This is a genomic window from Agromyces sp. NPDC057865 (assembly GCF_042796995.1).
Taxonomy (GTDB): domain Bacteria; phylum Actinomycetota; class Actinomycetes; order Actinomycetales; family Microbacteriaceae; genus Agromyces.
Genome location: NZ_JBHVMJ010000006.1, coordinates 33,820 through 51,813 on the forward strand (window position 1 = coordinate 33,820; position 17,994 = coordinate 51,813).

At 71.1% G+C, this 17,994-nt stretch carries 14 protein-coding genes and 1 pseudogene; 3 read left to right on the forward strand and 12 right to left on the reverse strand.

Features of this window, described 5'->3' with window-relative positions; genetic code table 11:
* Positions 1-68: 68 nt before the first annotated feature.
* Positions 69-2,783 carry an AMP-binding protein gene (locus tag ACFVN5_RS19275; RefSeq protein WP_376957460.1) on the forward strand — a complete coding sequence of 905 codons (2,715 nt, stop codon included), beginning with the start codon at positions 69-71 and terminating at the stop codon, positions 2,781-2,783.
* Here ACFVN5_RS19275 and ACFVN5_RS19280 read toward each other — a convergent pair.
* The 11 genes and pseudogenes from ACFVN5_RS19280 to ACFVN5_RS19330 form a co-directional block, all read right to left on the reverse strand.
* On the reverse strand, positions 2,723-3,817 hold the full coding sequence (locus ACFVN5_RS19280; protein ID WP_376957462.1) for an ABC transporter ATP-binding protein: 1,095 nt from the start codon (positions 3,815-3,817) through the stop codon (positions 2,723-2,725). The two genes, ACFVN5_RS19275 and ACFVN5_RS19280, sit on opposite strands and share 61 nt — an antisense overlap.
* Positions 3,814-5,289 carry an ABC transporter permease gene (locus tag ACFVN5_RS19285; RefSeq protein WP_376957464.1) on the reverse strand — a complete coding sequence of 492 codons (1,476 nt, stop codon included), beginning with the start codon at positions 5,287-5,289 and terminating at the stop codon, positions 3,814-3,816. The genes ACFVN5_RS19280 and ACFVN5_RS19285 overlap by 4 nt, the downstream gene beginning before the upstream one ends.
* A gap of 80 nt (positions 5,290-5,369) precedes the next feature.
* Positions 5,370-6,392 (reverse strand): iron ABC transporter substrate-binding protein, encoded by a 1,023-nt coding sequence (locus ACFVN5_RS19290; RefSeq protein WP_376957466.1) that lies wholly within the window; start codon positions 6,390-6,392, stop codon positions 5,370-5,372.
* A gap of 305 nt (positions 6,393-6,697) precedes the next feature.
* On the reverse strand, positions 6,698-8,029 hold the full coding sequence (locus ACFVN5_RS19295) for a sensor histidine kinase (RefSeq protein WP_376957468.1): 1,332 nt from the start codon (positions 8,027-8,029) through the stop codon (positions 6,698-6,700).
* Positions 8,019-8,696: a response regulator transcription factor gene (locus tag ACFVN5_RS19300; RefSeq protein WP_376957470.1), complete on the reverse strand. Its 678-nt coding sequence runs from the start codon at positions 8,694-8,696 to the stop codon at positions 8,019-8,021. Before ACFVN5_RS19300 ends, ACFVN5_RS19295 begins: the two co-directional genes overlap by 11 nt.
* Positions 8,697-8,853: 157 nt before the next feature.
* Positions 8,854-9,249, reverse strand: a complete 396-nt coding sequence (locus ACFVN5_RS19305) for a hypothetical protein (protein WP_376957472.1) — start codon at positions 9,247-9,249, stop codon at positions 8,854-8,856.
* 206 nt (positions 9,250-9,455) lie between these two features.
* Positions 9,456-10,562: a YihY/virulence factor BrkB family protein gene (locus ACFVN5_RS19310; RefSeq protein WP_376957474.1), complete on the reverse strand. Its 1,107-nt coding sequence runs from the start codon at positions 10,560-10,562 to the stop codon at positions 9,456-9,458.
* Positions 10,563-10,850: 288 nt separating this feature from the next.
* Positions 10,851-11,795 carry a carbohydrate ABC transporter permease gene (locus ACFVN5_RS19315; protein ID WP_376957476.1) on the reverse strand — a complete coding sequence of 315 codons (945 nt, stop codon included), beginning with the start codon at positions 11,793-11,795 and terminating at the stop codon, positions 10,851-10,853.
* Complete coding sequence (locus tag ACFVN5_RS19320; RefSeq protein WP_376957478.1) at positions 11,792-12,730, reverse strand: carbohydrate ABC transporter permease; 939 nt, start codon at positions 12,728-12,730, stop codon at positions 11,792-11,794. The genes ACFVN5_RS19315 and ACFVN5_RS19320 overlap by 4 nt, the downstream gene beginning before the upstream one ends.
* Positions 12,730-14,127: an extracellular solute-binding protein gene (locus ACFVN5_RS19325; RefSeq protein WP_376957480.1), complete on the reverse strand. Its 1,398-nt coding sequence runs from the start codon at positions 14,125-14,127 to the stop codon at positions 12,730-12,732. Before ACFVN5_RS19325 ends, ACFVN5_RS19320 begins: the two co-directional genes overlap by 1 nt.
* A gap of 116 nt (positions 14,128-14,243) precedes the next feature.
* A pseudogene (locus ACFVN5_RS19330) lies at positions 14,244-14,697 on the reverse strand (glutathione-dependent formaldehyde dehydrogenase); the annotation flags it as partial.
* Between the two features lie 178 nt (positions 14,698-14,875).
* Between ACFVN5_RS19330 and ACFVN5_RS19335 the strand changes: the two are divergent.
* Together ACFVN5_RS19335 and ACFVN5_RS19340 are read left to right on the forward strand one after the other, a co-directional pair.
* Positions 14,876-17,245 (forward strand): molybdopterin oxidoreductase family protein, encoded by a 2,370-nt coding sequence (locus ACFVN5_RS19335; RefSeq protein ID WP_376957482.1) that lies wholly within the window; start codon positions 14,876-14,878, stop codon positions 17,243-17,245.
* On the forward strand, positions 17,242-17,703 hold the full coding sequence (locus tag ACFVN5_RS19340) for a hypothetical protein (protein ID WP_376957483.1): 462 nt from the start codon (positions 17,242-17,244) through the stop codon (positions 17,701-17,703). Before ACFVN5_RS19335 ends, ACFVN5_RS19340 begins: the two co-directional genes overlap by 4 nt.
* A gap of 92 nt (positions 17,704-17,795) precedes the next feature.
* Here the strand turns inward: ACFVN5_RS19340 and ACFVN5_RS19345 are convergent.
* Positions 17,796-17,994 (reverse strand): hypothetical protein (locus tag ACFVN5_RS19345; protein ID WP_376957485.1); only part of this gene is annotated, 199 nt, incomplete at its 5' end.

Sequence of the window (17,994 nt, forward strand, 5' to 3'; positions counted from 1 at the left end):
CATTCGGATGCCGCGGCAAGTGAGGTTAGGCTTACCTGACACCCCCGCATCCGACTCGGAGTCCACCTGTGCCCACCACCGCGCTCTCGCCCGGCCTGACCCTGCTCGGGGGCAGTCCCGACCGCATCGCCCTGGTGGCGGGTGCGGAGCGGATCACCTACGGGGAGCTCGCCGATCGGGTCGACGCGCGTCGTGCCGAACTCGGCGACGGCCGCCGGCTCGTGATGCTGCAGGCCGCGAACGCGGTCGAGCCGATCGTCACCTACCTGGCCGCGTTGGCGGGCGGGCACCCCGTGCTCCTGGTCGCGCCCGGCGAGGACGAGGGCTCGATCCGGCATCGCGCATCGCTCGCCGACCGGTTCGATCCCGACCTCGTGGCCGCCGGATCGGGTGACGCGGTGGCCCTGCATGAGGTCCGCGAGGGCACCGTCCACCGCTTCTCCCCCGAGCTCGCACTGCTCGCCAGCACCTCGGGGTCGACCGGCTCACCGAAGCTGGTGCGCCTCTCGCGGGAGAACCTCGAGAGCAACGCACGGGCGATCGCGGAGTACCTGCGCCTCACCCCCGACGATCGGGCGGCGACCACCCTGCCCATGCACTACTGCTACGGGCTCTCGGTGATCAACAGCCACCTCGTGGCCGGCGCAAGCGTCATGCTCACCGATCGCTCGGTGACCGACGCGGAGTTCTGGCACGAGGCATCCGAGCACCGGATCACGTCGTTCGCCGGCGTGCCGTACACGTTCGAGCTCCTCGATGCCGGCGGGTTCGCCGAGCGGATGCCGCGGAGCATCCGCTACCTCACGCAGGCCGGCGGGCGACTGGCGCCCGAGGCCGTGCGCCGCTTCGCGCGACTCGGCGATCGCCGCGGGTTCGAGTTCGTCGTCATGTACGGGCAGACCGAGGCCACGGCACGCATGGCGTACGTGCCCGCCGAGCTCGCAGAGCGGGCCGCCGGATCGATCGGCCGCCCCATCCCTGGCGGCCGGCTCCGCATCGACGCCGAGCCCGGCGCGCACATCGGCGAGCTCGTGTACGAGGGACCGAACGTCATGCTCGGCTACGCCGAGTCGCCCGACGACTTCGCGCTCGGGCGCACCGTGCACGAGCTCCGCACGGGCGACCTGGCCAAGCAGCGTGAGGACGGGCTGTTCGAGGTCGTCGGCCGGATGAACCGCTTCGTCAAGGTGTACGGCCTGCGGGTGGACCTCGACGCCGTGCAGCGGCTGCTGGCCGAGGAGGGCATCGAGGTCCGCACCGCGAGTGCGGGCGAGCGGCTGCTGGTGTTCGTCCGCGCCGAGCGGCTCCTCGAGGCGGCCCGGACGCGTGCGGCGGCGCTGCTCGGAATCCCGGTGCATGCCGTCCGGGCCTACCCCATCGCGGAGTTCCCGTGCACGTCGACCGGCAAGCCCGACTTCGCCGCCCTGGTGCGCCACGCCGACCTGCTCGACCGACGTGACGACGAGGCGGCGACGGTTGCCGCGGACGGCACGGATGCCGCCACCGGCACGGTCACCGCCGAGACCATCCGCGACCTGTACGCCGAGCTGCTCGGCCGGCCCGACGCGACCCCCGAGGACACCTTCGCGGGCCTCGGCGGCGACTCGCTCAGCTACGTCGAGGTCTCGCTCCGGCTCGAGGGACTGCTCGGGCGGCTTCCGCGCGACTGGCCCTCCCGGTCGCCGCGCGCGCTCGCCGAGACCGTCGCGCCGACTGCCGCCGACGTCGACGCATCGGGCCGCGAGGAGACCCCACCGACCGACTCCTCGACCGTGGAGGACGCGACGCGCAGCGCGCCCCGCCCGAGGGCCGCAGGACTCGCCCGCTCGTGGTTCCCGAACGTGGAGACGCCGGCGATCCTGCGGGCGATCGCGATCGTGCTCATCGTCGCCACCCACGCCGACCTGCTCGGCGTGAAGGGCGGCGCCCACCTCCTGCTCGCCGTCGCCGGGTACAACCTCGCCCGGTTCCAGCTCGCGGCCGGAGCCGGCGGCGCGCGTTCGCGGCGCCTGCTCCGCAGCGCGGCGCACATCGCCGTCCCGGCCGTGCTGTGGATCGGAGCGGTCGCACTGGTGAGCGGCAAGTACGTGCCGACCACGGCGCTGCTGGTGAACAACCTGGTCCCGGGGGACGGGCGCTGGAACGAGCAGTGGCAGTTCTGGTTCCTCGAAGCGGCAGTCTGGACGATGCTCGGACTCGCCCTGCTCCTCGCGATCCGGCCCGTCGATCGGCTCGAGCGGCGGCATCCGTGGGCGTTCGCACTCACCCTGCTCGCCGCGACGCTCGGCGTCCGGTACGCCCTCGTCGGCATCGACGCGCACGGCGTCGAGCGCTACGCCGTGGCGACGGTGCTCTGGTGCCTGGTGCTCGGCTGGGCGGTCGCCCGCGCCGATACGGTGCCGAAGCGCCTGCTCGTCTCCGCGGTCGCCGTGGCCGCCACCGTCGGGTTCTTCGGCGATCCCGTCCGCGAGGGCGTGGTGATCGTGGGCGTGCTGCTGCTGGTCTGGGCGCCGAGCCTGCGGATGCCACGGCCGATCGTGCCCGCCGTGCGCCTCGTGGCCGGGGCATCCCTCTTCGTCTACCTGACGCACTGGGTCGTGTACCCGGCCTGGGAGCAGTCCGCGCCGTGGCTCGGCACGCTGCTCTCGTTCGCGGTCGGCATCGCGGCCTGGTACGCGTACCGCCTGGCCACGGCGGGACTCGGCGCGCTGCGCCGCCGTCGTCAGGCCGCGGGTGCGGGCTCCGCGACGTCGCCGCGCGTCCGGAGCGCGGTCGCCGGGTAGAGCACGACCCCGCCGTCGACGTCGACCGTCACGGTCGATCCGGGGCGGAACCGCGACGCCTCGTGGAGCGGCAGCCGGTGCGTCACCTCGACCGGGATCTCGGATGCGCCGAGCCGGAGTCGCAGCTCGGCGGTGCTGCCCGCGGACCGCATCCCGACGACGGTCGCGTTGCCGCCCCCGGCCGCGTCGTCGACCCGGAGCTGCGACGGCCGCAGCATGGCGCACACCCGGGCGGCGCCGCCGCTGCGATCGTGCCGCACCTCGAGGCATCCGAACGCGCACATCGCCTGCGCGTCGCCCGCAGCCTCGGCCGGGACCATCACGACGTCGCCGAGGAACTCCGCGATCTCGGCGTCGACCGGGGCGTCGAAGACCTCCGAGGGCTGACCCGACTGTACGAGCCGTCCGTCGGCGATGACGCCGATCTGGTGCCCGAACGAGAGGGCCTCCTCCTGGTCGTGCGTGACCAGGACCGTGGTCACGCCGCTGCGCTCGAGCGCGTCGACCATCGCGGCGCGCGTGTGCGCCCGCAGGCCGGTGTCGAGGGCGCTGAACGGCTCGTCGAGCAGGATGACGGACGGCTCGAGGGCGAGCGCCCGGGCGAGCGCGACCCGCTGCTGCTGCCCGCCCGAGAGCTGGTGCGGATACCGGTCGGCCAACTGCGGGTCGAGCGATGCGAGTTCCATGACCTCGCGGACGCGCCGCGTGCGGTCGGGCCGGCGCCGGATGCCGAACGCGATGTTCCGGGCGACCGTGAGGTGCGGGAACAGTGCGCCGTCCTGCGCGACGTAGCCGATCCCGCGCCGGTGCGCCGGCACGTCGGCGCCCGCGCCGGAGAGCGTCCGGCCGTCGAGGACGACCGTGCCGGCGTCGGGGCGCTCGAAGCCGGCGATGATGCGCAGCAGCGTGCTCTTGCCGCTCCCCGATGCGCCGACGACCGCGAGGCGGGCGCCGCGCGGCACGTCGATCGACACCGCGTCCAGCACGCCGAGGCGGCCGAACGACTTCGACACGTCGGTCAGCTGCAGGCTCATGGAGTCCTCCTGGCTTTCACTTGGGCGAGCATGAGCGCCACCGCCGGGATCGACAGCAGCACGAGGGTGATCGCGTAGGGCGCGGCAGCGGGGTAGTCGACCGCGGATGCCGCAGCCCAGAACCCGGTTGCGACCGTCTGCGTGCCCGTGGGGGCGAGCAGCAGCGTCGCGGTGAGCTCGTTCGCGGCGCCGAGCGCCACGAGCGCACCACCGGCCGCGATCGACGGAAGCAGCAGCGGCCCCGTCACGCGGAGCTTCGCGACGAACGGCGACGTGCCCAGCGAGCGCGCCGCCTCCTCGAGGGTCTCGGGCACCTGGGCGATGCCGGCCCGCACCGAGACCAGGGCGCGCGGGAGGAAGATCACCACGTACGCCGCGATCACGGTCGCGACGGTCTGGTACAGGCCCGGCAGCACGTGGAGGGTCACGGTCACCAGGGCGAGCGCGACGATGATCGCCGGCAGGCTGCTCGCGAAGTAGTAGGCGCCCTCGAGCGTCCGCGCGATGCGTCCGGGATACCGTGCGGAGAGCCAGGCGGCCGGCAGGGCGACCGCCAGGGCCGCGATCGCGCCGCCGACGGCGAGCAGCAGCGTCTGCACGGTCGCCTCGACGACGGGCGCCCAGCTCGCGGCATCCGTCACCAGGGCCCAGCGGATGACGCTGACGAGCGGAACGATCGAGGAGGCCACCGCCAAGGCGACGAGCGCGACCACGACGAGCGGGGTGGCGCGACCGAGTCCGAGCCGGGGCGCGGGATGCGGCGAGCCGCCGCCGACCCGCGCGTAGCGCAGGCGCCCGCGGGCCGTGGCCTCGACGAGGAGCACGACGAAGCAGAGCAGCGCGAGCACGACGCCGAGCGCGGCGGCGTTCGGACCGGCGAAGCTCGCCTGGTAGGCGACGACGATGGCCGTGGTGAACGTCTCGAAGCGCAGGAACGCGAACGCGCCGTACTCGGCGAGCAGGTGGAGGGCCACCACGAGTCCGCCGCCGAGCATCGCCAGCCGGAGCTGCGGGAGCACGACACGGAGGAAGACGGCCCACGAGCCCATCCCGAGTGACCGTGCCGACTCCTCCAGCGCCGGGTCGAGACCGCGGAGCGCGGCGAGCGCCGGCAGGTACACGAGCGGGTAGTAGGCCAGCACGGCGACGAGCAGGCCGCCGCCGAGTCCGTTGATCGACGGGATCGCGCTCGCCCAGCCGTAGCTCGCGACGAACGCGGGAATCGTCAACGGCACGACGAGCAGCACGGCGAACAGGCGTCGGGCCGGGAGCGCGGTGCGCTCGACCAGCCAGGCGCCGCCGACGCCGAGGACCACGGTCAGCGGCACGCCCAGCACCACCAGCAGGACCGTGTTCACGAGCAGCTCGCCGACGCGGGGGCGGAACACGAGCTCGGCGAGCTGCTGCCACCCCATCTCGAAGGCGACCTGGACGACGTAGCCGACGGGGATGAGCGCGGCGGCGCCGAGCACGGCGACGACGACGACGAGTCCGGCGGGCGGTCGCCTCCGGTCGGCGACCGTCGCCGGTCCTCGTGTCGTCGCCGTCTGGGTCAGAGGAGTCCGGCTTCCGTCATCAGGTCGATGACCTGGGGACCGTTGAGGGTCGAGGGGTCGATCGCGGGCGAGCCGAGCGAGTCGAGCGGAGGCAGCGGCTCGCGTGCCGGCACGCCCGAGCTGACCGGGTACTCGAAGCTGTAGCCCTCGCCGAGGATGGTCTGGCCCTCGGTGCCGGCGAGCCACGCGAGGAACTCCTGCGCCTCCTCGGCACGCTTGCTCGACTTCAGCACGCCACCGCCCGAGATGCTCACGAACGCGCCCGGGTCCTCGTTGCCGAAGTAGTGCAGCTTCGTGTTGCCGCTGTTCTCGGCGGTCTCGTCCTGGTCGCGGTACCAGTAGTAGTGGTAGATCACGCCGACCGGCACCTCGCCCGCGTTCACGGCCTTCATCGTCGCGATGTTGTTGCGGTAGATCGTGGCGTTCTCGTGCATCCCGTCGAGCCAGGCGCTCGTCGCCTCCTCGCCCTGCGTCGCGAGCACGGCGGAGACGATGGCCTGGAAGTCGGCGCCGCTCGGCGCCGCGCCCCAGCGGCCCTTCCACTCGGGCCGCTGGAGGTCCATGAGCGACGCCGGCAGCTCGGCCTCGGTGATGAGCGACGGGTTGTAGACGAGCACGGTCGAGCGGGCGGCGATGCCGGTCCACGCGCCCGTCGACGGCCGGTACTGCTCGGGGACGAGCTCGAGCGTGGCCTCGTCGACCGGCGCGAAGAGGCCGGCCTCCTCGACGAGCGACATCGCGGGCGAGTTCTCGGTGAGGAACACGTCGGCGGGCGACGCGGAGCCCTCCGCCACGAGCTGGTTCGCCAGCTCGCTGTCGCCGCCGTTGCGCAGCACGACGTCGATGCCCGTGTCCTTCGTGAACGCCTCCGCCCACTCCTCGGTGAGCTGCTCGTGCTGCGCGTTGTAGATCACCAGCGCGTCACCCGATGCGGCGCCGCTCCCCCCGGCGGCGCAGCCCGCGAGCAGGAGCGGCGCGACGGCGAGCGGAACGAGGGCAGCACGAAGCAGGTGGCGCATAGATGGGATCCTCACGACGAGTAGGTAAGGCTAGCCTAACGGTCGTCGCGGGCCGGATTTCACACGATGTCGATTCCGGGCATCGATCCGCCCCGCAGGTTGGCCGCCCTGCATGGATCGGTCGTCGTGTCAAGGGTCCTGCGGCGTGAGGGCGATCGGCGCAACATCGACGGCGCTGGGATCCCCCCTTCCCGGCAGCCACCCGACTCCCATGGACGCCATGGGACACACGCGATCGCCCAGCGCCGCGGACCCCGCCTCGTGGGAGCCGGGTGGCGACCCAATCGGGGCACGCCGGTGGCAGCTCACACGATCGCCGGGAGCTCCACGACCAGCAGTGCCCCGCCGAGCACCGGATCCAGTTCCACGCGGATGGTGCCGCCGTGCGAGTGGACGATCTCCGCCACGATCGCGAGCCCGAGTCCGCTGCCGCCACTGGCTCGCGCTCGGGCATCGTCGAGGCGGACGAACCGCTCGAAGACGCGGGTCCGATCATCCGGCGGGATTCCCGCACCGTCGTCACCGACCGTGAGCTGCACGAATCCCTCCCGTGGAGTGCCGGGACGGACCGCGAGGCGCAGTCGTCCGCGCGAGTGGCGGGCGGCGTTGTCGACGAGGTTCCGGACGACCTGCTGGAGCAGCTCCGCATCCCCGCGCACCCGCGACGCGAACACGCCGGTCGTGTCGACGTGGAGCCCGGCGCGGCGTTGGCGGGCGGCCTCCTCGAGGAGCAGGTCGTCGACGTCCACGTCGCGCGGGTTCAGCAGCAGCGCGGCCTCGTCCGCCTTGGCCAGCAGCAGCAGGCCCTGCACCAGCCGGTCGAGCCGTGCCCCCTCGTCGAGGACCGCGTCCGCGAGCTCGTCGGGCCCGAGCAGGTCGGGGTGGTCCTTCGCCAGCTCGGCCGTCTGCCTGAGCGACGCGAGTGGCGACTTCAGCTCATGCGAGGCATCCGACACGAATCGCCGTTGCGACGCCTGCGCGATCTCGAGGCGATCGAGCATCCGGTTCATGGTGCGCGCGAGGCGTCCGATCTCATCATCCGAGCCGGGATCGTCGACGCGATCGCCGAGCGACGACGCGTCGACGCCGTCGACCTGTCGTCGCATCCGCTCGACCGGGCTCAGCGCACGCCCCACGCCGACCCACGTCACGACCCCGACCAGCACGACCAGCAGCGGGACCCCGACGGCCAGGCCCACCGCGACGAGCTGGAGCGTGGCGTCGGCGGAGGTGGTGGGCCGACCGGCGATCACATACCCGCCGCCGTCGACATCGTCGACCGCGATCACGTAGTCGACGCCGCCGACCTCGACGGTGTCCGGGACCGAGCCGGGTCGACCGACCGGGTCGCTCGGCGCGCCCGGACTCGACGCCGTGAGCGAGCCGTCGGGGCCGATCACCTGCGTGAGGCGGTCGTCGTCGAGCTCGCCCACCCGTCCTCCGCGGTCGACCATGGCCGAGGCGGCACCCGCATCCTGCGCCGCCGCCTCGTGCAGGCCGCCGTACAACGAGCTCCGCACCAGCATCCACAGGCCGACCGCGGTGAGCACGAGCGCGCCCGCCACGACGGAGGTCGCGACCAGCGTGACCCATGGCCGGACGCCCAGGCGACGCCGCCGCGGCGACTCACGCGCCATCGTCGACCACGCGATACCCCGCCCCGCGGACGGTCTCGAGGCTCCGATGACCGAACGGACGGTCGACCTTCCGCCGGAGGTGCCCGATGTACACCTCGACGATGTTCGGGTCGCCGTCGAAGTCGAAGCTCCACACGCCGCCGAGGATCTCGGCCTTCGACATCACCTCGCCCGGCCGTCGCATCAGGTACTCGAGGACGGCGAACTCCCGGGCGGTGAGCTCGATCGTCGTGTCCGATCGGCGCACCTCCCGGGTGGCGGGATCCAGCGCGAGGTCACCGACTCGCAGCACGGACGGCCGTGGGCCGGCGCCGCGTCGGATCAGTGCGCGGACCCGCGCGACCAGCACTGCGAACGAGAACGGCTTGGTGAGGTAGTCGTCCGCCCCCGTCTCCAGTGCCTCGACCTGGTCCCACACCCCGTCCTTGGCCGTGAGCATCAGCACCGGTGTCCAGTCGTCCACGGCGCGGAGCTCACGACAGACGACGTACCCGCTCTTCCCGGGAAGCATGAGGTCCAGCAGGATCGCCGCGTAGGACTGCTCGGTCGCGAGCCAGAGGCCGTCGACGCCGTTCGAGGCGACATCGACGGCGAACCCCTCGGCCTCGAGGCCGCGCCGAAGGCCGTCGGCGAGCCGCCGTTCGTCCTCCACCACCAGCAACCGCATTCGCGCTCCTACGCCCAGCGTGCCCCCACCGGGCTGAATCCGGGCTGAAGGCGAGCCACCGGCCCCCTCAGGGCGGGCACGATGCCCCCCCGGACATGCTTCTGGGAGCCGCCGTTTCGGCGACGCCCAGAAGCCGGTGACACTGACCGAGCCGAGCTCAGTCGTCGGCGGTCTCCCCGTCGCCGTCGCCCTGCGGGGGCTCGGACTGCTGGGAGGCGTCGTTCCCGTTCTCGTTGTTCGGGGACACCCCGACGACGTTGAAGTGCTCGTCGAGTCGGACGTCGACCGAACCGCCCGCGTCCAGCTGGAGCTCGATCTCGTACGCCGCCTCGTCGCCACCGGCCTCGGACTCGGTGACCATCCCCGGACCGGCGGCGGCCACGGCTGCGGCGGTCGCCTGCTCGAGCTCGGTGCCGGTGATCGCGGCGGAACTGTCTCCCGCGCCGTCTGCCCCGTCGTCGCCTCCGGCCACGGCGAAGGCCGCGACGGTTCCCCCCGCAACGAGCAGGGCACCCGCCGCTGCGGCGGTGATTCCGATCAGTCGCTTCCTCATGATGTTGCTCCCTTCGTCGACAACACCTGAAGTGTCGATCGTCGCCGCTGAAGCGAGGCTGAAGCGAACCTTCGGGATCCCCGTCGCCGGCTCGGATCGACGGGTGGTTCGCCCTGAGGAGGGCAGGTCACTCGGGGAACGACGACGCGCTGTTGCCATTCTGTTGCCACGCTCCGCGGCAGGTGGCGCGTCCGATATGTGATGTATCAAGACGGTCGCTTGGCGGTGGCCTGCTCGCCATCCTCGTCGTCCTGGTGCTCGAGCCGGATGCGTCGGCCCAGTTCGATGTCCTTGCGCTCCTGCTTCTCGGCCTTGTCGATCCGGCGGGTGTCCCGTGGCGGCAGCTGGATCTGCTCCTCCGCCTCGATCCCGGCCTGCAGCTCGCGTCCGCGCTCGAGTTCGGCGTCGAACTCTGCGCCGAACAGGAGGGCGCAGTTCGCCAGCCAGAGCCACAGGAGGAACACGATCACGCCGGCGAACGAGCCGTACGTGCGGTCGTAGTTGGAGAAGTTGGCGACGTACAGCGCGAATCCGGCCGAGACGATGGCGAGCACGACGATCGCGAGCACGGCGCCCAGGCTGACCCACCGGAACTTCGGCTGCTTCGCATTCGGGGTGGCGTAGTACAGGATCGCGATGAGCACCACGATCACGAGGGCCAGAACCGGCCACTTCGCGATCTCCCAGACGATTCGCACCGCCTGTCCGAGGCCGAGGGCGTCTCCGATGGCGTCGGTGATGGGCCCCGAGACGACGAGGATCACCGCCATGGCGACGATGAGCACGAGGCTCACGACCGTCACGAGGAGTTGGATCGGTCGCAGCTTCCAGAACGGGCGCCCCTCCTCGATCTCGTAGACGCGGTTCATCGCGTTGCTGAACGCGGAGACGTATCCGGTCGCCGACCAGATCGCGACGACGAGGCCGGTCACGAATCCGATTCCGGCGGCAGGGGATCCCGCGAACTGCTCGAGGGGCTCCCGGATCGCGTCGACGACCTCCGCCGGTGCCACGGGTGCGACGATGCGCAGCAGGGTGTCGATCGCGTCGTCGCCCTGTCCGACCAACGCGAGCAGGGACGCGAACGCCAGGAGCCCCGGGAACAGCGCCAGCACTCCGTAGTACGTGAGCGCCGCGGCGATGTCGGGACAGCGGTCGGAGGTGAACTCGCGGAAGGTCTTCCGGATCACGTACGCCCAGGACCGCTTGGTCACCTCCGGCGGCGTGTCGGGCTTGCGCGGATCCTCCGGATCCGGTCTTCGCGTCGCCTCCTCCGCCGGCCGGTCGGCGTCGGTGCGAGTGGTCTCAGCCATGATGGCTCCCCAATCCGTGGAAGGGACCATCGTGCGCCGCGCCGTGCGGATTCCGTTAGGGACTGGCGCCGGTGGGCGCGACGTCGTACAGTGCGCGGGCATCCAGCCGCCGATTGATCGCATCGGTTGCAGTCTCGAGGGACGGATACCGTCGGCGGACACCGGGCCGCGGTCGCATCCACATCATCTCGTACTCTCCGTCGATGAGTTGGATGCAGCCGAGGATCCGCACGGGACGTGACAGTGAGCGCTGCCATCGCCTCGGCTGCGAGCGAGGTGTGCGTCTGATCAGCCCTTGAGACCTGTGGAGGCCACCCCGTCGATGATCTTCCGCTGCGCGAGGAAGAACAGGATGATCATGGGGATCGTCGTGATGACGCTCGCCGTGATGATGATCTCCCAGTGCCACTCGCCCCCGAAGCCGTAGGCGTCGACGAGCGCCTTGAGCCCACGGGGGACCGTGTAGGTCGCGGAGTCCCGCAGGTAGATCAGTGCGCGCATGAGGTCGGTCCAGACCGCCTGCACCTCGAAGATGAGCACGACCACGAGGATCGGCTTGGAGAGCGGCAGCGCGATGCGCCAGAACACGCCCCACTGGGAGGCGCCGTCGATGCGAGCGGCGTCGAACAGGTCGCGGGGCAGGCCGAGGAAGAACTGCCGCAGCAGGAAGATGTAGAACGCGCTGCCGAAGAGGTTGCCGGCCCAGAGGGGCGTCAGCGTGCCGACCTGGCCGAGGGCGCTCCAGATGAGGAAGGTCGGAATGAGCGTCACGGCGCCCGGCAGCATCATGGTCGCCAGCACGAGCACGAACAGCGGCCCGCGCCCGCGGAAGCGGAAGTACGAGAAGCCCCACGCCACCATGGCGCTCGAGATGGTCACGGTCGTCGCCGCCAGCACGGTCACGATCGCGGTGTTGATGAGCCAGAGCCCGAGCGGGGCCTCCTGCCAGACCGCGACGTAGTTGTCGAAGGTGAACGTCTGTGGGATGAGTCGGTTGTCGAACACCTCGCCGCGCGGCTTGAACGATGCGCTGACCAGCCACACGAAGGGGTAGATGAAGACGACGCCGAGGATCGTCAGCCCGATCCACGCAACCATCTGACCGACCCTGCGGCGCCGGCGGGTGCTCGGCGGGCGGCGCTCGATCTCCGCGCCTTCGGCGGCTGCGCCAGCCGTCACTGGACGCGCGGCCAGTGCCTCGGCCGGAGGCAGGTGGACACCGACCTCGGTCATCGCTCCTCCCCCTCGTAGTAGACGAGCCGTCGACTGACGATGAGCTGGACCGCCGTCACGACCATGATGATCACGAACAGCAGCCACGCCATCGCCGAGGCGTAGCCCATGTTCAGGAACCCGAACGCCTGCTGGAACAGGTAGATCACGTAGAAGAGCGCGGCATCGTTGCTGTACGTCGTGTTGCCCGATCCGAAGAACGCCGTGTAGGCCTCATCGAAGGTCTGGAAGCCCGCGATGGTGTTCACGATGATGATGAAGAACAGCGCCGGGCTGATCATCGGGATCGTGACGCTCCAGGCCTGGCGCCAGAAGCCCGCGCCGTCGAGGCGCGCCGACTCGTAGAGCATCTCCGGCACGTTCCGCAGCGCGGCGAGCAGGATGATGACGGATGCCCCGACCGTCCAGAGCGACATCATCACGAGCCCGGGCTTCACCCAGGCGGGATCGGTGGTCCATGCGGGCCCGTCGATGCCGAACCAGCCGAGCACCGAGTTGACGAGCCCGTTCTGTCCGTTGAACAGGAGCAGGAAGAGCACGCCGACGGCGACCGGCGGCGTCATCTTCGGCAGGAAGAAGACCGTGCGGAAGAACCCCGACGCGCGTCCGGCCCGGTCGAGCAGTAAGGCCAGCACCAACGACACGATCACGTACAACGGCACCTGCAGCAGCGTGAAGATCGCGGTGTTGGCGAGCGCGAGCATGAGCTTCTCGTCGCTCGCCATCTGCACGTAGTTCTCGATGCCGATGAACTCCGGGTTGTTGATGACGTCGTAGTCGGTGAGCGAGAGGTAGGCGCTGTAGATCATGGGCCACGCCGTGAAGACGAGGAAGCCGATGATCCACGGGCTGAGGAACAGCAGCGCCGGGCGCGCCTCGCGCCAGGCGGCACCACGTCGCCTGGCACGGACGGGCGCGCCCGTCGCTGCGGTCATCACTTCGCGTCCTCGATCTCGGCCCAGCCGTCGTCGAGCGCCTGCTGCGCCGTCTTCTGGGCCTTGGCGAGTGCGTCCTCAGGCGTGGCCTGTCCGTTGAGCACCGAGTTCACGGCCTCCTGCATCGCATCCTTGAACTCCGCATCGGCGGGGTTAGCGGGCTGCGACACGGCGTTGTCGTTCGCGTCGTACATCGCCGCGACGGCGCTGTCCCACGGCTCGCCGCCCGAGGTCACCATGCCGCGGATCTCCTCGTCCGCGACCTCGTTGCCGGTGAGGATCCCGGTGAAGGGCTTCCCCTCCTCCTCGCGGGCCGCCAGCCGCGCCTCGGCGGCGGCGCTCCACGCATCCATGGAGGTCATCGCGCGGGCCCAGCGGCACGCGGCCTCGGGGTTGTCGCTCCCGGACGGGATCGCCCAGGCCGACCCGGTCGCGAAGGCGATCGGCTGGCCGTCGGTGCCGCGCACGGTGTCGAACGCCATCGGGGCGTCGGGCGAGACGTCGTTCAGCACGTTGATGTACCACTGCTCCATCGGCATGGCGCCGAGCGTGTTCGTCGCGAACTGGTTGCCTTCGCCGAAGAAGTCGGCCGAATCGCGGAACGCCTTCACGGCGCTGAACCCGCCCTGGTCCTCGTAGATGCCTGCGGCCCACGTCAGGGCGTCGACGGCCTCCTGCGAGTCGAGCTGCGCGGTCTTCCCGTCATCGGAGAGGAGCGATCCACCGGCGCCGGCGACCCACAGCGGCAGGAACTCGGGAAGCTTCGAGTCGACGCCGATCACCGAGACGTTGCCGCCGTCGACCTTGGCGAGCTTGCGATTGGCGTCGGTCATGGCCTCACGATCAGAGCCGTTCACCTGGTCGATCGTGACGCCGGCCGCGGCGAGCAGGTCGGCGTTCGCCATGGTCACCTGCACCTGGTTGAACTCGGGAATGCCGTAGACCTTGCCGTCGAGCGTCACCTGGTCCACCGCGTAGTCGCGGAACTCGTCCATGTCGATGCCCTCGCCGTCGATGCACTCGTCGAGCGGGATGATCGCCTTCCGCGCGGCGAGCGACCCGATCTGGTCGCGATCCGCGTAGAGCAGCGAGGGCGGCTTGCCGGATGCCACGGATGCGAGGAACTGCTGCAGGTCGAGCTCGCCCTCGATGAGCTTCACGTCGACGTCGCCGAGCTCGGCCTTCGCCACCTCCACGCGTGAGGTCGCGACCTCGTCCACGCCCGAGAAGCCCATCACCGACAGGTCGCCGCCGAGGTCGGCCTTCGCGTCGTAGTCGGCGTCCTGGTTCGCGGCGCCGGTGCCGACCGCGCACCCGGCGAGGAGCAGTCCGCAGGAGGCGGCAGCGGTGATCAGGATTGCGGCTCGACGGGTGGATGCGGTTCGTGGTCGGCGCATGAGGGTCCTCCATTCGGGTCCCGGTGCAGGGCCGGGGAGATGTCGTCACCGTAGGGAGCAGCGCCCCGTCGGATGAAGGGGCTTGACAGAAGCGCTTCTCCGAGAAGGCAGCTTGATCAGGGCTTCAGCACGACCTTGATGCAGCCGTCTTCTGTGTCACGGAACTTCTCGTACATCTCGGGCGCCTGGTCGAGGAAACCCGATGGGTCGCGAGGTCCTCGAGCCCAACGGGTCGGCGCGTTCCTCGCCGAGCGGCAGCAGCTCGGGGATCCAGCGGTGGACGTTGCACTGCCCGAACCGCATCGTGAGCTGCTTGTCGAAGATCGTGAGCAGCGGCATCGGGTCAAGCGCGCCGTCGTAGACCCCGCTCACCGAGACGGTCCCGCCGCGGCGCACGAGGTCGATCGCGAGGTGGAGCGCCGCGAGCCGGTCGACGCCGGCCTTCGTCATGAGCGGCTTGGCGAGCGCGTCGGGGAGGATGGCGACCGCGGACTGCACGAACGCCGTGCCGGGGTTGCCGTGGGCTTCGATGCCGACTGCGTCGACGACGCCGTCGGGGCCTCGGCCGTTCCCGACGACCAGGGCGTTGGCGTCGGCCAGACGCACCCGCAGGTACTGCGCCTGCGCGCCGGGCACCGCGCCGTAGAGGGGGTTGACGCCATTCGAGCCCGACATATCCTCCGCCCTCGATCGCTGGGCTGCACGCAAGCCCCTTGAAGAAGGTGGGAAGCGGCGTCATCGTGACCTCGTGAACGAGCAGGTGCGCACCGCCGGGGCCGTCGGCGGACGTGATCGAGTGGAGGACGTCTGGGGGAGCAGGACCCCGTTCGCGCGGGGTGGTCGCTGGCCCGACCGGGTCGACCAGCAACTCGCGGAGGGGATCGGCGAGGCCGACGTCGACCGATGGGTGCGCTCCGCGTGCGTGCTCTGCAGCAACGGATGCGGCTGCGACATCGCGGTGAAGGACGGCCGCATGGTCGGCATCCGCGGACGGGCCGACGACCCGATCAATCGAGGCCGGCTCGGCCCGAAGGGCCTGTACGCGAGCTGGCAGGGCGTCGAGCACCGCGACCGGCTCACCACCCCGCTCGTGCGACGTGACGGCGAGCTCGTCGAGGCGAGCTGGGACGAAGCGATGACGCGGGTCGTCGAGCGCAGCCGGGCGCTGCTCGACGAGGTCGGGCCGCTCAGCCACGGCTTCTACACGAGCGGCCAACTCCTCCTCGAGGAGTACTACGCGCTCGCCGTCATCGGGAAGGCCGGCGTCGGCACACCGCACATGGACGGCAACACTCGGCTGTGCACGGCGACCGCGGCATCCGCGCTGAAGGAGACGTTCGGCGCCGACGGCCAGCCCGGATGCTACGAGGACCTCGACGAGTGCGACGCGCTCTTCCTCTACGGCCACAACATGGCGGCCACGCAGACCGTGGCGTGGTCGCGCGTGCTCGACCGCCTCGACGGCCCCGAGCCGCCGACGCTCGTCGTCGTGGACCCCCGCTCGACGCCGGTCGCGAAGCGCGCGGCGGTGCACCTGGCGGTGAACCCCGGCACCAACCTCGCGCTCATGCACGCCCTCGTCCGCGAGCTGCTCGTCAACGGCTGGACGGACGCGGCCTTCGTCGCCGACCACACCGTCGGACTGGAGGAGCTGAGGGGACTGGTCGAGCAGTGGACGCCCGAGCGCGCCGCGGACGTGTGCGGCGTCGACGCCGCACACATCCGTGCGGCCGCCCGCATCTTCGGCACGTCGGAGCGCGTGCTCTCGACCGTGCTGCAGGGCTTCTACCAATCGACCCAGGCGACCGCCTCGGCCTGCCAGGTCAACAACCTGCACCTGCTGCGCGGCATGATCGGCCGACCCGGTGCGGGCCTGCTGCAGATGAACGGGCAGCCGACCGCCCAGAACAACCGCGAGTGCGGCGCCGACGGCGACCTCTCGGGGTTCCGGAACTGGCACAACCCCGAGCACGTCGCGCAGCTCGCCCGGCTGTGGGGCGTCCATCCGTTGAAGATCCCGCACTGGGCGCCGCCGACGCACGCGATGCAGCTGTTCCGCTACGTCGAGCAGGGCTCGATCCGGTTCCTCTGGATCTCGGCGACGAACCCGGCGGTCTCCCTGCCGCAACTGGCCAGGATCCGCGACGTCCTCGCCAAGCCCGAGGCGTTCGTCGTGGTGCAGGACCTGTACCTGACCGAGACCGCCGAGCTCGCCGACATCGTGCTGCCCGCGGCCGGGTGGGGCGAGAAGACCGGGACGTACACGAACACCACGCGCACGGTGCACCTCTCCGAGCAGGCGGTGGAACCGCCTGGCCAGGCCCGGTCCGACCTCGACATCTTCCTCGACTACGCCCGGCGCATGGACTTCCGACGGGACGACGGGCGGCCGCTGCTCGACTGGAGCGGACCCGATGACGCCTACCGCGCCTGGCAGGAGTGCTCCCGCGGGCGTCCGTGCGACTACACGGGCATCTCGTACGACGACCTCCGCCGCGAGAGCGGCATCCAGTGGCCGCGGCGCGAGGGCGAGACCACGAGCCCGCCTCGGCTCTACGGCGACGCGGAGTTCCCGACGCATCGGGAGTCCTGCGAGGACTTCGGTCACGACCTGCTCACGGGCGCGGACGTCGGCCCGGATGGCTTCGCTGTGCTCGCGCCGAACGGGCGGGCCATCCTGAAGTCGGCGCCCTACGCCGGACCGCACGAGCCGCCCGACGCCGAGTACCCGCTCCGCTTCACGACCGGGCGCTCGGTGTTCCACTTCCATACCCGTACGAAGACTGCCCGGGCGCCCGAGCTGCAGGCCGCCGCCCCGTCGGTGTGGCTCGAGATGGCCGAAGCGGATGCCGCGGAGCTCGGGTTGGCCGAGGGCGACCTGATCGAGGTCCGCTCCCGGCGCGGCCGCATCGTGGCGCCGCTGCGGGTCACGGCCATCACGCCCGGCACGGTCTTCGCGCCGTTCCACTACGGCTACTGGGACGCCCCCGATGGCGCGGAGGAGCGCCGGCCCACCGCGGCGAACGAGCTGACCGTCACGGAGTGGGACCCGGTGTCGAAGCAACCCGTGTTCAAGTGCGCCGCCGTGCGGGTGGCAAGGGCGGAGGTCGGGCCATGAAGCTCCCGGTCTACCTGACGCTGCTCGCCGAATCGGAGACGACGCTCGCCGAGTCCTACGACCGCATCGCCGACGCCCATGGCGACGAGCCCGACGTCCACTTCCTGTGCGTCACGCTCGCACGCCAGTGCGAGGCGCATCGCGAGCAGCTCGACGACGTCATCGCGCGGCTCGGCGCGGCACCCGCCGACGACGAACCCGAGCGGCTGCACGCCGAGGGCGTCGGGGAGCCGCGCACCGGCCCGCTCGGACTCCTGCGCGACCTCCAGGACCTGTACCTTCTCGCGAGCCTCGCCGACATCACCTGGATGATGGTCGAGCAGGCGGCGCAGGCCCTGCAGGACGAAGGACTTCTTCGGGTCGTCGGGGCCTGCGAGCACGAGATCGAGGTGCAGCTGCGCTGGCTCAAGACCCGCATGAAGCAAGCAGCGCCGCAGGCCCTGATCGCGGCGCGGTGAGGGCAGGACGAGGTCGTCGGATCGGCGACCGTTCGGGCACGAGGACGGGCGCGAGATCCGATGATCCCGCGCCCGTCCGTGTCGGTGTCCGGCTAGACGCCGAACGGCTCCGACGACGAGGGCGTCGCCCGCGACGGCGACGAGCGGTGCGTCGAGCCGTCGTCCGAGGTCGGCGTGGACGCCGTGTCGGTCGGCGTGTGCGTCTCGGCGGTGTGCTTGGCTTCGCTGCTCACTTCGGATGCGGCGGCCTCGCCTTCCTGGCGGACGGTCTCGACGGCCTCGGTGGCACGT